Genomic DNA, 12671 nt, shown 5'->3' with positions numbered 1-12671 from the left:
CCGGTCCGCCGGCGGCGGCGGCCGGCAGGCGCTGCGCCTGCTCATGCTGATCGCGATCCTGGCCGTCGTCCTCTACCCGCTCATCTGGATGATCGGGACGTCGTTCAAGTCGCAGGAAGAGATCGTCAACAACATCGGCCTGCTGCCGGAACGGTTCACCCCGGGCAACTACACCAACGGGTGGACCAACTTCGACGTCAACTTCGGCCGGTTCTTCTTCAACAGCGCCCTGGTCAGCCTGCTGACCGTCATCGGCAACGCGATCTCCTGCCTGCTCGCCGCGTACGCCTTCGCCCGGCTGCGGTTCAAGTTCCGCGGCATCTGGTTCGCCATCATGATCGGGACGCTGCTGCTCCCCGGTCACGTGCTGATCGTGCCGCAGTACATCCTGTTCCGCACCTTCGACATGGTCGGCGGCCCCTGGCCGTACCTGCCACTGGTCGTACCCCAGTTCCTGGCCACCGAGGCGTTCTTCGTCTTCCTCATGGTCCAGTTCATGCGGGGCATCCCGCGCGAACTCGACGAGGCCGCCAAGATCGACGGCGCCAGCTCGTACGGCGTCTTCTACCACGTCATCCTGCCGCTGAGCAGGCCGGCGCTGGTCACCACGGCGATCTTCTCGTTCATCTGGACCTGGAACGACTTCTTCCGGCAACTCGTCTACCTGTCCGACCTCGACGACTACACGGTGCCGGTCGCGCTGACCCTGTTCATCGACTCGACCAGCCAGAGCGCGGTCGGCCCGATGTTCGCCATGTCGGTGCTGTCCCTGCTGCCGGTCTTCCTCTTCTTCGTCGCATTCCAGCGGATGCTCGTCGAGGGGATCAACACGAGCGGGCTCAAAGGGTGAAACCGGAGGGTCACGGCGTGCCAGTCGGTGGTTGCGCAAGCCGGTCAAGGTGGGACTTTGGTCCGGGTGCCTCGTCGGGTGACAGCGGTGCTGGTCATGGTTTGACGCCGGTCCAGGTGTCTCGTCGTGGTGCGGCAGGCCGGTCATGGTTGGACTCTGGTCCAGGTGCCTCGTCGGGTGACAGCGGTGCCGGTCATGGTTTGACGCCGGTCCAGGTGTCTCGTCGTGGTTGCGTGAGCCGGTCGGGGTTTGACGCTGGTCCGGGTGTCTCGTCGGGCGGCAGCGGTGCTGGTCGCTGGTCGGGGGTCGATGGCGGGGCGGGTGCCTGGTCATGACGTCCGGGCGGGTGTCTCGTCGGGGGATGGTCGACCGTCCGGGTGCGTCGGACGGCACGGCAGCCGACCCGGTCGTCGGCCGGTGGCCGGAGGAAGCCGATGCCGCAGCGCCGCGGCGGGACTGGCGGGACACCCTGCGCAACGCCAGCGACCTGGCCCTGGTCGGGATCCTCGCGGCCATCGGGTCGCTCGGCGTGGTGACGGCGGGCGGTGCGGTGGCGACCGCGAGCGCCGCCGTCCACGACTGGATCGAGACGGACAGTTGGCCCGGGCTGCGGCCGACCCTGCACCGGTTCGCCCGCGCGCTCCTGCCCGGTGCGGTGGCCACCCTCGCCCTGCTCGCCGTCACGGCGCTGCTCGGGGTCAACCTGCTGGCGCTGCACCGGGGCGTCGTACCGGGCGGTGCCCCGCTGGTCGTGCTGACCGTCGTACTGGCCGTGGTCGGTGCCGGGCTCGCCGGACTCACCCTGGTCGAGGTGGGGCGGCGGGGCGGCCGGGACTGGCTGGCCGCCACCCGCGCCGCCGCGCTGACCGCCGGGGCGCATCCCGGCCTGCTGCTCGCCACCGCGGGCGTCGCCGCGCTGGTGGCGGTCCTCGGCGTCATGATCCTGCCGGCGGTCATCCCGATCCTCGGCGGATACGCGCTACTGGCCCTGCACGCCGTGGTCCGGCGTACCGAACGCCGACACTCGGCCAAGGCCAACTGACGCCGCACCCCTCGCCGCATTGCCGGCGGCGAACAGCTTCGTGATCTGAGCGAAAACCACCTTTCCCAGGCTGGGAGAGGTGGTTTTCGCTCAGATCGACAAGGAACACCGAGGCGCCGCGCGGCCGGCCTCACTCCGGGGTGAAGCGCCTCACCACGAATCCCTCGTCGGTCCCGCAGATGATCTGGGCGGTGTTCCACGAGCAGCTCGCCGGCCAGACGTCCTTGAGCTGGCCGAGCTGGACCGGCTCGCCGGCGCGTACCGGCAGCCCCGCGACGCTCGGGCTGGCCGAGTAGGTGGTCAGGTCCTCGCTGAAGAGCAGTACGTTGGCCGCGTCGAGCCGGACCGCGACCCCCTCCTGGCTGACCAACTCGTCACCGTCGGCGTCGAAGACCTTCGACTCCGAGTTGCTCTGGGTCCGGGTGATGACGTGGTCGCCCACCGGCACGACGAGTTGGGCGTCAGGGGACGGCTTGCGCCAGATCTCGCCGTCCTTCTCGGTGTTCACCGCCACCAGGTGGGTGGTCTTCCGGTCCAGGGACGACGTCTCCAGTAGGCAGATCCGCCCGTCACCGCACGGCACCATGGCGTCGAGCCGTCCCTGCGCGTCGGCCGCGGTGTAGACGATCGACGGCTCACCGAGGCTCTCCAGGTCGTACGCGGCGATCCGGTATCCGCTCTCGCTGGCGCCGACGAAGAGCTGGTTCCCGTACGCCAGCACCGTGTCGTCGGGGTCGGCCACGTTCGGTCGGCTCTTGACGATCTCGCCGCTCTTCACGTCGATCACCCGGACGCTGCGGTCCGCGCCGACCTGCACGATCCGCTGGTCGTCGCCGAGATCCGGGGCGAGCGCGCTGCCATCGACCATGGCCGGGCCGGAGATGTCCTTCTCCGTGGTCACCGGGTAGACGGCGGTCGCCGCGTTGTCGTACTGGTCCCGCGGGTTGTCGTGGGACCACTTCTGCGTACCGGACCGCCGGTCGAGGCCGACGACCCGGTTGCCGGTCCGGTCGATGACCACGGCCGCCCCGTCGAAGACGAAGACCCAGTCGTTCCCCCGGATCTGGTGGGTCCACAGCTTGTCGCCGTCGTCGTCGTAGACGACCATGGCGCGCGGCTCGGAGTCGCTGATCCGGTCGGCGTACGCGATGACACCGTCGGGCAGCGCGCTGATGCCGGCCCAGTCGTCGGACGTCTCGGTGGTCTGCCGGCGCCAGACCACCTTGGCGGTGGTGATGTCGACGGCCACGATCTCCAGCCGGTCGTCCTCCCGCTCGTAGGCGGCGTACGCCCGGTCCCCGACGACCCGGGTGAAGAGGCGCGAGGGCCGGGTGTCACCGGCCTTGACCGTCCCGACGTCGGCGAAGGTCTTGAACTCGATGTCGGCGTAGCGGTTGCCGGTGAAGTAGAGGTAGGCGGCGGCCACGACCGCCACGACCGCGACCGCCGCGCCGGCACCCATCCACCACGACCGCCGGTGCCGCCACCCGTGGATGTCCACCGGTTCCCGGTCCGGCTCGGTCGGACGCGGTGGCGGGCCGCCGTAGCGGGAAGCGGACGGCGCCGCGGACACCGGGGCGGCGGGTTGCGGTGCCGGCCGGCTCGCCGGGGAGACCGGATACCCGACCGGAGCACCCGACGGATACGGCTGGCCGGGCGCCGCCGGCCCGCCCTGGCCGTACGGGGCCTCGGGCCGGTACGGCGGCGCGGAGGCCACCCCCGGCTGGTACGGCGGCCCGGAGGAGGAATCCGGCCGGTACGGCGGCACGGAAGCGACTCCGGCCCCCGGCGCCGGGCCGGGGCTGACCGGCGGTGCGGCGGGCGAACCGGCGGCATTCGACGCGTACGTCCCGGCCTGGTAGGTGGTGCCGGACTGGTACGGCGGGGCGGAGGTGACCGGCGGCCCGGCCGGCGATGGCACCACGGCACCGGCCGGCCCGACACCGCCCGGCACCGCACCGGCGCCGGCCGGCCCGCCATGGGCGCCGGTCGGCGGGGCGCCGGGAACGCCCGGACCGGCTACGCCGGGCCCCGCCAGGCCCGAACCGGGAGCGGCCGGACCAGGAGCGAACGGACCAGAAGCCGCCGGACCGGCGCCGAGGCCGGCGACCACCGGGCCGCCGGCGGCGAGTCCGCCGGCCGCCAGGTCTCCGGCGCCCAGCGGACCGGCCGGCCCGGCGACGGTCGCCGGCGACGGGGCCGGCGCGACGAGTTCGGCCAGGGCACCCTCGGCCACCGGCAGCTCGGGCTGCTCCAGCACCGTCGGGGCGATGCCCAGTTCGGAGTGCAGGAGCCGGGCGACGAGCGGCACCCGCGACGAGCCGCCGACCAGGAACAGGCCGGCGAGTTCGTCGCTGGTCATCCGGCAGTTCGTGATGACGGTGCCCGCCTCCATGACCCCGCGTCGCAGCAGCGGGGTGGCCAGCCGCTCCAGTTCGTCACGGGTCAGGTGGACGGCCTGGTCGACGCCGGGGACCGGAACGGGGGCGACCGTGCTGCGGGACAGCATCTCCTTGGCGCCGCGTACGTCCTCCCAGAACTGGCGGCGGTTGCGCGACTGGGCCGGGGTGGCCGGCCGGGCGAGTTGCTGCCACGCGCCCGGGTCGGCGGTGTTCAGCAGCTGGCCGAGGTGGTCGACGAGGGCGGAGTCGAGGTCGAGACCGCCCAGTTCGGCGACGCCACCGGAGCCGACGACCACGAACCGGGGCCGGCCTCCGCCGTCCGTGCCCTCGTTGCGGACCACGGCGATGTCGAGGGTGCCGCCACCGAAGTCGAACACCGCGATCGCCTTGCCGACCGGCACCGGCCGGCGCAGCACGTCGGCGAAGTAGCGGGCGGCGGCGACCGGTTCGGGGAGCAGGATGGTGCCGGTGCCCTGGCGGACCTCGCCGCTGGCGACGGTGGCCGGGTCGACGGGCGGCCAGCCGGCGCGGCCGACCGCGGTGGCGAGCACCTCCCGGCGGCGGGCGCCCCACGCCGCCGGGTATGTCACCACCGCCGGCGGCAGGAAGCCGACGGCTTCGACCGCGGCCCGGGCGACGGCGCCGAGCAGCGCGCCGAGCAGGTCGACGGTGGCCACCTCGCGGTCACCGAGCAGCGCCCCGGCCTCGTCGATCCGCCGCTTCGGGTTGGGCTCGTAGCGGGCCGGGTCGGCCTGGGCCAGCCGCTGCGCGTCCCGGCCGACGTGGAACCGGCCGGACTCGTCGAGGAAGACCCCGGACGGCATGACCGGCTGGCCGTCGAACAGCAGCGGGCGGGTACGGCCGTCCGGCCAGCGCAGCACGGCGACGGTGTTCGACGTGCCGAGGTCGACGCCGAGCGCGTAGCCGTCCTGGTCTGCCATCTGCCGACTCCTCCGGGGCGAGGGGATGCCCGGCCCTGCATGTTACGGGGGCCGCGCCGCCCCGAAACCGGTCCGGGGCCGCACGGCCCGTGGCAGTGGCTCCGCGGGTCAGGACTCCCGGCGCCGCCGGGCGATCTCGGCCAGCGACACGGCGGCGGCCACCGAGGCGTTGAGCGACTCGATCTCCGACACCATCGGGATGCTCACCCGCAGGTCGCAGGTTTCGCCGACCAGCCGGGACAGCCCGCGGCCCTCGGAGCCGACGACCACCACCAGCGGTCCGACCGCGGCCTCCAGGTCGTAGAGCCCGGTCTCGCCGTCGGCGTCGAGCCCGACCACCATGAAGCCGGCCTGCTGGCAGGCTTTGACGGCCCGGGTCAGGTTGGTCACCTGGCTCACCGGGACCCGGGCGGCGGCGCCGGCGCTGGTGCGCCAGGCGGTGGCGGTGATGCCGGCCGCGCGGCGTTCGGGCATGAAGACGCCCTGCGCGCCGAAGGCGGCCGCCGAGCGGATCACCGCACCGAGGTTGCGCGGGTCGGTGACGCCGTCGAGCGCGACGAGCAGCGGCGCGGTGTGCTCGACCGACGCCGCGAGCAGGTCCTCGAAGATCTCGTACGCGAACGGCGGCACCTGCAGGCCGACGCCCTGGTGGAGCACGCCGCCGGTCATCCGGTCCAGTTCGGGCCGGCTGACCTCCAGGATCGCGATGCCCCGGTCGGCGGCGGTCCGGACCAGTTCGTTGACCCGGTCGTCGATGTCGATGCCGTGTGCGACGTACAGCGCGGTCGCCGGGACGTGCGTGCGCAGCGCCTCCACGACCGGGTTACGCCCGACGAGCAGTTCGGGGGCGTCCTTCGCCGGCATCGACTTGCGGCCGGGCGCCACCCGTGGCCCGCTGCGGGTCGGGGTCCGGGAACCGGCCCGGCCGCCCGCCTTGCCGGCGGCCGCGCGGGCCGGCTTGCCGGCGCCCCGCTGCCCGACGCCCCAGGTGGTGTCCTTCGAGCCCGGTGTGCCGATCTTGGGCGCCCGGCCCTCCTCGGCCGCCGCCCGCCGCTCCTTGTCCTGCTTCCAGGCGGTGCGCTGGGGCAGCTTCTCGGTGCCCGAGTACGCCTTGTGCCACGGACGCTCGTCGGCCGGGAGGGTCTTGCCCTTGCCGGCCAGACCCGCGCGGTTCTTGCCGCCCGAGCCGATCGTGGCGCCCTTCTTCGGGGTCACCCGACGCCCACGGCGTTGCGAGTTGCCAGCCATCAGTCCTGTTCTCCAATGGTCCAACGCGGGCCGTGCGGGGTGTCCTCCACCACGACTCCGGCGTGCTTGAGCTGGTCGCGCACCGCGTCGGCGGCGGCCCAGTCCTTCCGTTGCCGGGCCTGGGCCCGTTGCTCCAGGGCCAGCGCGACCAGCGAGTCGACGACCCCTCTCAGGTCGCCGCCCCGCTCACCGCCGATGTTTCCCGGGTCGAGCGGGTCGACGCCGAGGATGTCGAGCATGGCCCGTACCGCGGCCAGCGCGACGCGGGTGGCGTCGTCGTCGCCGTCGGCCAGCGCCGTGTTGCCGTCGCGCAGTGCGTCGTGCAGCACCGCCGTCGCCGCCGAGGTGTTGAGGTCGTCGTCCATCGCGGCGGCGAACGCCGCCGGCACCGCACCCGCACCGATGCGGCCGACGCGTTCCACGGCCCGCTGCACGAAGCCCTCGATCCGCCGGTAGGCGACCCCCGCCTCGCGCAGCGCCTCGTCGGAGTAGTCGATCCGGGACCGGTAGTGCGGCGACACGAGGTAGTAGCGCAGCTCGACCGGGCGGACCCCGATCGCGGTGACGTGGGCCAGGTCGATGACGTTGCCCAGTGACTTGCTCATCTTGGCCGGGCCGAGGTTGAGCAGGCCGTGGTGCACCCAGTAGCGGGCGAACCCGAAGCCGGCGGCCCTGGATTGGGCCACCTCGTTCTCGTGGTGCGGGAAGGTCAGGTCGAGCCCACCGCCGTGGATGTCGAACTCGGTGCCCAGGTAGCGCCAGCACATCGCGGAGCACTCGATGTGCCAGCCGGGCCGGCCCCGGCCCCACGGCGACGGCCAGGAGGCGTCCGCCGGTTCGCTGGACTTGTGCCCCTTCCACAGGGCGAAGTCGCGCGGGTCGCGCTTGGCGAACCCGGGCGCGTCCTCGGCCGCCCGCATCGCGTCCGGCTGCTGCCCGGACAGTTCCCCGTACGCCGGGTAGGAGCTGACGTCGAAGTAGACGTCGCCGGAGCCGTCCAGCGCCGGGTAGGCGTGCCCGTCGGCGATCAGCCGGGCGATCAGCTCGTGCATCTCCGGCACGTGCCCGGTGGCCCGCGGCTCGTACGTCGGCGGCAGCACGTTGAGGCTGCGGTAGGCGGCCGAGAGGATCAGCTCGTTGGCGTACGAGATCGACCAGAACGGCCGGTCCTGTTCGCACGCCTTGTCGAGGATCTTGTCGTCGATGTCGGTGATGTTGCGGACGAAGGTCACCTCGTAGCCGTTGCGCAGGAACCAGCGCCGGAGCACGTCGTAGTTGACGCCGGAACGGAGGTGGCCGATGTGCGGCGCGGCCTGCACGGTCAGCCCACAGAGGTAGACGCCCACCTTGCCGCTCTCGCGCGGGACGAAGTCCCGCACCGATCGGGTCGCGGTGTCGTAAAGGCGTAGCGTCACCGTACAAGGGTAGCCGCAGCGGCCTTCCCGGCGGCGTCCGGACATACCTCTGACCCACCTTATCCGATCTTGGCGGCCGGCAGGGGCCGGCGTGGCGCCGGCCGACCCGCTCCGCGCGTAGGGTCTCGGTCGTGGAGAGCGCGCCCCGCCCGGGTGAGACGGCACAGACCCTCGACCGGGGGCTACGACTGCTGCAACTGGTCGCCGACGCACCCGCCGGGCTGACCGTCACCGAGGCCGCGGCCCGGCTCGGTGTCGGCCGTACGGTCGTCTACCGGCTGGTCACCGCACTGGTCCAGCACGGCCTGGTCCGCCGCGACACGGCCGGCCGGCTCCGGCTCGGGGTGGGGGTGCTGCAACTCGCCCGCCGGGCGCAGCCGCTGCTCGCCGACGCCGCCCTGCCGGCACTGCGCCGGCTGGCCGAGCAGGTCGGTGCGACCGCCCACCTGACCGTGGCCGAGGGTGACGAGGGAGTCGCGCTGGCGGTCGTCGAGCCGAGTTGGACCGCGTTCCACGTCGCCTACCGGGCCGGGTCGCGGCATCCGCTCGACCGTGGCGCGGCGGGCCGGGCGATCCTCGCCGGCCGGCTCGGCGACCTCGGCCCGGTCGCCACCGTCGGCGAGCTGCAGCCCGGGGCGTACGGCGTGGCCGCCCCGGTCCCCGGCGTCGAGGGCCTGGCCGCGAGCGTAGGCGTGGTGGCGCTCGCCGCCCTGGACATCGAATCGGTCGGCCCACAGGTGACCGCCGCCGCCACCGCGATCGCCACCGCCCTCGGCTGAGGCGCCCGGCCCGGGTCGCGCCGGGGGTCAGGTCGGCAGGGCGGCGATCGCGGCGGGCAGTTCGGCGAGTGACCGGACCTGGCCGTCCGGGCGTAGACCGGCCGGCATCGCCGCGCCGGAGCGGTTGAGCCAGATCGCCCGCAGCCCGGCCGCCTGGGCGCCGGTCACATCGTGTTCCGGCGAGTCGCCGACGTAGACCACCGCCGCCGGATCGACCCCGGCCGCCGACACCACGGTCGCGTAGAAGGCCGGGTCCGGCTTCTTCGGCACCCCGCCGACATGGGCGTAGATCTCGAACGCGAACTCGCCGGACAGCCCGCACCGCTCCGCCCGGCTGTTGCCGTTGGTGGCGAACCCCAGCGTGTACGTCTCCCGCAGCCGCCGCAGCGCCGGCAGCGCGTCGGGGAACGGGCGGGTCAGCTCGAAGCGCCGGGCGAAGAACAGCTCGGCCAGCCGGTCGAGTTCGGTCTCCAGGCCGGCCCGCGCCAACGACCGGGCCAGCGCGGCCCGCCGGATCTCGGTCACCGGCGCCGACGCCAACTCGCCGAAGACGGCGCCCCAGTCCGACTCCAGGTCGGCGAGTGTCACGTCCGCCGCCATCGGGGTCAGCCGCCACATCTCCTCGAGTACGGCCACCAGCCCACCGGTCACCGCCGGCCGCAGGTCGATCAGCGTCTCGTCGGCGTCGAAGACCACAGTGGAGATCACGTCGTCGAGGGTAGGCCGACGGCGGCCCCGGGCTCAGGGACGGGTCATCCGCAACACGTCGAGCGCCTCGTCGAGCTGCCGTTCGGTGAGCCGGCCCGACTCGACGTGGCCGCGCTCGATCACCACCTCGCGGATGGTCATCCCCTCGGCCAGCGCCTGCTTGGCGATCGAGGCGGCCTCGTCGTACCCGAGGTGGCGGTTGAGGGGGGTGACGATCGACGGCGAACTCTCCGCGTACGTGCGGGTGACCTTCTCGTCGGCGACCAGGCCGGCCACGCAGCGGTCGGCGAGCAGGCGGCCGGCGGCGGCCAGGAGGCGGATGGACTCCAGCAGGTTGCGGGCCATCACCGGGAGCATCACGTTGAGTTCGAAGTCGCCCTGGGTGCCGGCGAACGACACCGTGGCGTCGTTGCCGATCACCTGGGCGCAGACCTGCCGGACCGCCTCGGGCACCACCGGGTTGACCTTGCCGGGCATGATCGACGAACCCGGCTGGAGGTCGGGGATCAGCAGCTCGCGCAGCCCGGCGGTGGGGCCGGAGCCCATCCAGCGGATGTCGTTGACGATCTTGTAGAGGCTGACCGCGACGGTCTTGAGCTGCCCGGACGCCTCGACCAGCGCGTCGCGGGCGCCCTGCGCCTCGAAGTGGTCGCGGGCCTCGGTCAGCGGCAGTCCGGTCTCCTGGCGGAGCCGTTCGATGACCGCCGCGGCGAACCCGGGCGGCGTGTTGATGCCGGTGCCGACCGCGGTGCCGCCGAGCGGCAGTTCGCCGAGCCTCGGCAGGACGGACTCCAGCCGTTCGACACCGAGCCGCACCTGGGTGGCGTACCCGCCGAACTCCTGGCCGAGGGTCACCGGCGTGGCGTCCATCAGGTGGGTGCGGCCGGCCTTGACGACGGTGGCGAACTCGCCGGACTTCGCCGCCAGGGCGGCGTGCAGGTGCCGCAGTGCCGGCAGGAGATCGTGTACGACCGCCTGGGTGGCCGCCAGGTGGATCGACGACGGGAAGACGTCGTTGCTCGACTGCGACGCGTTGACGTGGTCGTTCGGGTGCACCTTCCGGCCGAGTTCACGCTCGGCGAGGGTGGCGATCACCTCGTTGGTGTTCATGTTCGACGAGGTGCCGGAGCCGGTCTGGAAGACGTCGATCGGGAACTGGTCGTCGTAGCCGCCGTCGGCCACGTGCGCCGCGGCGGTGGCGACGGCGTCGGCGATGTCCGGGTCGAGCACCCCGAGTTCGGCGTTGACCTCTGCCGCCGCCCCCTTGATCTGGGCGAGGGCGCGGATGTGCGCGGATTCCAGCCCGCGGCCGGAGATCGGGAAGTTCTCCACCGCGCGCTGGGTCTGGGCCCGCCAGAGAGCGTCGGCGGGCACCTGGACCTCGCCCATCGTGTCGCGTTCGATCCGGTAGCCCACAGCCTCAGGAGAAGTCACGCCCTCCATCCTGCCCCGCGCGGCGCCGGCACGCAGAGATCCCCGCGATCTTGCGCTTATCGCCCGGCAAAGCCGACAAAAGGAGGAGATAACTGCAAGATCGCGGGGTGGTGGCGGTGCGGGTCAGCGGCGGCCGACCGTGAGGACGGGCTTGGTCACCTCGGCGAAGAAGTCGTTGCCCTTGTCGTCGACGACGATGAAGGCCGGGAAGTCCTCGACCTCGATCTTCCAGACCGCCTCCATACCCAGCTCGGGATACTCCAGCACCTCCACGTGCCGGATGCAGTCCTGGGCCAGCCGGGCGGCCGGGCCACCGATCGACCCGAGGTAGAAGCCGCCGTGCTGATGGCAGGAACGGGTCACCTGGCCGGACCGGTTGCCCTTGGCCAGCATCACCTGCGAGCCGCCCGCGGCCTGGAACTTCTCCACGTACGCGTCCATCCGGCCGGCCGTCGTCGGGCCGAACGAGCCGGAGGCGTAACCCTCGGGGGTCTTGGCCGGGCCGGCGTAGTAGACGGCGTGGTCGCGCAGGTACTGCGGCATCGGCTCGCCGGCGTCCAACCGTTCGGCGATCTTCGCGTGGGCGATGTCTCGGGCGACGACCAGCGGCCCGGTCAGCGAGAGCCGGGTCTTCACCGGATAGCGGGAGAGTTCGGCCCGGATCTCGTCCATCGGCCGGTTGAGGTCGACGCGGACCACGTCGGAGTCGTCGCCGAGGGTCTCCTCGGTGACGTCGGGCAGGAAGCGGGCCGGGTCGGTCTCCAGCCGCTCCAGCCAGACCCCGGACGGGGTGATCTTCGCCACCGCCTGCCGGTCGGCCGAGCAGGACACCGCGATCGCGACCGGGCAGGAGGCACCGTGCCGGGGCAGCCGGACCACCCGTACGTCGTGGCAGAAGTAGCGCCCGCCGAACTGGGCACCGATACCGAACTGCCGGGTCAGCTCCAGCACCTCGGCCTCCAGCTCGACGTCACGGAAGCCGTGCGCCAGCATCGAGCCCTCGGTCGGCAGGTTGTCCAGGTACTTCGCCGAGGCGAGCTTCGCGGTCTTCAGCGCGTGCTCGGCGGACGTACCACCGATCACGACGGCCAGGTGGTAGGGCGGGCAGGCCGAGGTGCCGATCAGCCGCAGCTTCTCCTCCAGGAACTGCATCATCCTGGTCGGATTCAGCAGCGCCTTGGTCTCCTGGTAGAGGTAGGACTTGTTGGCCGAGCCGCCGCCCTTGGCCATGAAGAGGAACTTGTAGGCGTCCGGGTGGCCGCCCGGGTCCTCGGCGTACAGCTCGATCTGCGCCGGCAGGTTGGTGCCGGTGTTGCGCTCCTCCCACATCGTGATCGGGGCGAGCTGCGAGTAGCGCAGGTTGAGCCGGGTGTACGCCTGGTAGACACCGCGGGCGATGGCCTCCTCGTCGGAGCCGTCGGTGAGCACGTGCCGGCCGCGCTTGCCCATGACGATCGCGGTGCCGGTGTCCTGGCACATCGGCAGTACGCCACCGGCCGCGATGTTCGCGTTGCGCAGCAGGTCGAGGGCGACGAACCGGTCGTTGGGCGAAGCCGCCGGATCGTCGATGATCGACCGGAGCTGGGCCAGGTGGGCGGGGCGCAGGAAGTGCGCGATGTCGTGCATCGCCTCGGCGGTCAGGGCGGTGAGCGCCGCCGGGTCGACGGTCAGGAACCGCCGGCCACCGGGACCGTTGACCACGTCGACGCCCTCGTCGGTGATCAGCCGGTATTCGGTCTGATCGACACCGAGGGGCAGCAGGGGAGAGTAGGAGAAGGCGGCGGCACTGCTCATGAACGGAGAGCCTAAGCCAGCGCGGCCGTCCGCTCCCACCCGCCGGCACCACGCATGT

At 72.6% G+C, this 12671-nt stretch carries 9 protein-coding genes; 3 read left to right on the top strand and 6 right to left on the bottom strand.

All coding sequences use genetic code 11. From position 1 onward, the window contains the following. Positions 1 to 43: 43 nt before the first annotated feature. Together AB0I42_RS08475 and AB0I42_RS08470 are read left to right on the top strand one after the other, a co-directional pair. Positions 44 to 850, top strand: coding sequence for a carbohydrate ABC transporter permease (locus tag AB0I42_RS08475; protein WP_357535671.1), 807 nt, complete (start codon positions 44 to 46; stop codon positions 848 to 850). 361 nt (positions 851 to 1211) lie between these two features. After that, a complete protein-coding gene (locus AB0I42_RS08470) occupies positions 1212 to 1892 on the top strand; it encodes a hypothetical protein (RefSeq protein ID WP_357535401.1) in 681 nt (226 codons plus the stop codon). A 130-nt stretch (positions 1893 to 2022) separates the two neighbouring features. Here AB0I42_RS08470 and AB0I42_RS08465 read toward each other — a convergent pair whose 3' ends face one another. From AB0I42_RS08465 to cysS, 3 genes are all read right to left on the bottom strand, one after another. Continuing rightward, the gene (locus AB0I42_RS08465) at positions 2023 to 5235 is read right to left on the bottom strand and encodes an Hsp70 family protein (protein WP_357535399.1); all 3213 of its coding nucleotides are present in this window, start codon (positions 5233 to 5235) and stop codon (positions 2023 to 2025) included. A gap of 108 nt (positions 5236 to 5343) precedes the next feature. Next, positions 5344 to 6483 (bottom strand): 23S rRNA (guanosine(2251)-2'-O)-methyltransferase RlmB, encoded by a 1140-nt coding sequence (gene rlmB, locus AB0I42_RS08460; protein WP_357535397.1) that lies wholly within the window; start codon positions 6481 to 6483, stop codon positions 5344 to 5346. Beyond that, positions 6483 to 7898 carry a cysteine--tRNA ligase gene (gene cysS / locus AB0I42_RS08455; protein ID WP_357535396.1) on the bottom strand — a complete coding sequence of 472 codons (1416 nt, stop codon included), beginning with the start codon at positions 7896 to 7898 and terminating at the stop codon, positions 6483 to 6485. Before cysS ends, rlmB begins: the two co-directional genes overlap by 1 nt. A 131-nt stretch (positions 7899 to 8029) precedes the next feature. On the opposite strand from cysS, the gene AB0I42_RS08450 reads away from it, so the two are divergent. Then, positions 8030 to 8677, top strand: a complete 648-nt coding sequence (locus tag AB0I42_RS08450) for a helix-turn-helix domain-containing protein (protein WP_357535394.1) — start codon at positions 8030 to 8032, stop codon at positions 8675 to 8677. A gap of 27 nt (positions 8678 to 8704) precedes the next feature. Here the strand turns inward: AB0I42_RS08450 and AB0I42_RS08445 are convergent, their stop codons facing one another. From AB0I42_RS08445 to AB0I42_RS08435, 3 genes are all read right to left on the bottom strand, one after another. After that, positions 8705 to 9385: an HAD family hydrolase gene (locus tag AB0I42_RS08445; protein ID WP_357535393.1), complete on the bottom strand. Its 681-nt coding sequence runs from the start codon at positions 9383 to 9385 to the stop codon at positions 8705 to 8707. A 33-nt stretch (positions 9386 to 9418) separates the two neighbouring features. After that, positions 9419 to 10828, bottom strand: a complete 1410-nt coding sequence (locus tag AB0I42_RS08440; protein ID WP_357535391.1) for a class II fumarate hydratase — start codon at positions 10826 to 10828, stop codon at positions 9419 to 9421. Between the two features lie 114 nt (positions 10829 to 10942). Beyond that, a complete protein-coding gene (locus AB0I42_RS08435) occupies positions 10943 to 12613 on the bottom strand; it encodes a fumarate hydratase (protein WP_357535389.1) in 1671 nt (556 codons plus the stop codon). Between the last annotated feature and the right edge of the window lie 58 nt (positions 12614 to 12671).

The organism is Polymorphospora sp. NPDC050346, assembly GCF_040655695.1.
Lineage (GTDB): Bacteria > Actinomycetota > Actinomycetes > Mycobacteriales > Micromonosporaceae > Polymorphospora > Polymorphospora lycopeni.
Note: the sequence above shows the minus strand (reverse complement) of the source record. Positions and strands in the feature narration are given on the sequence as shown.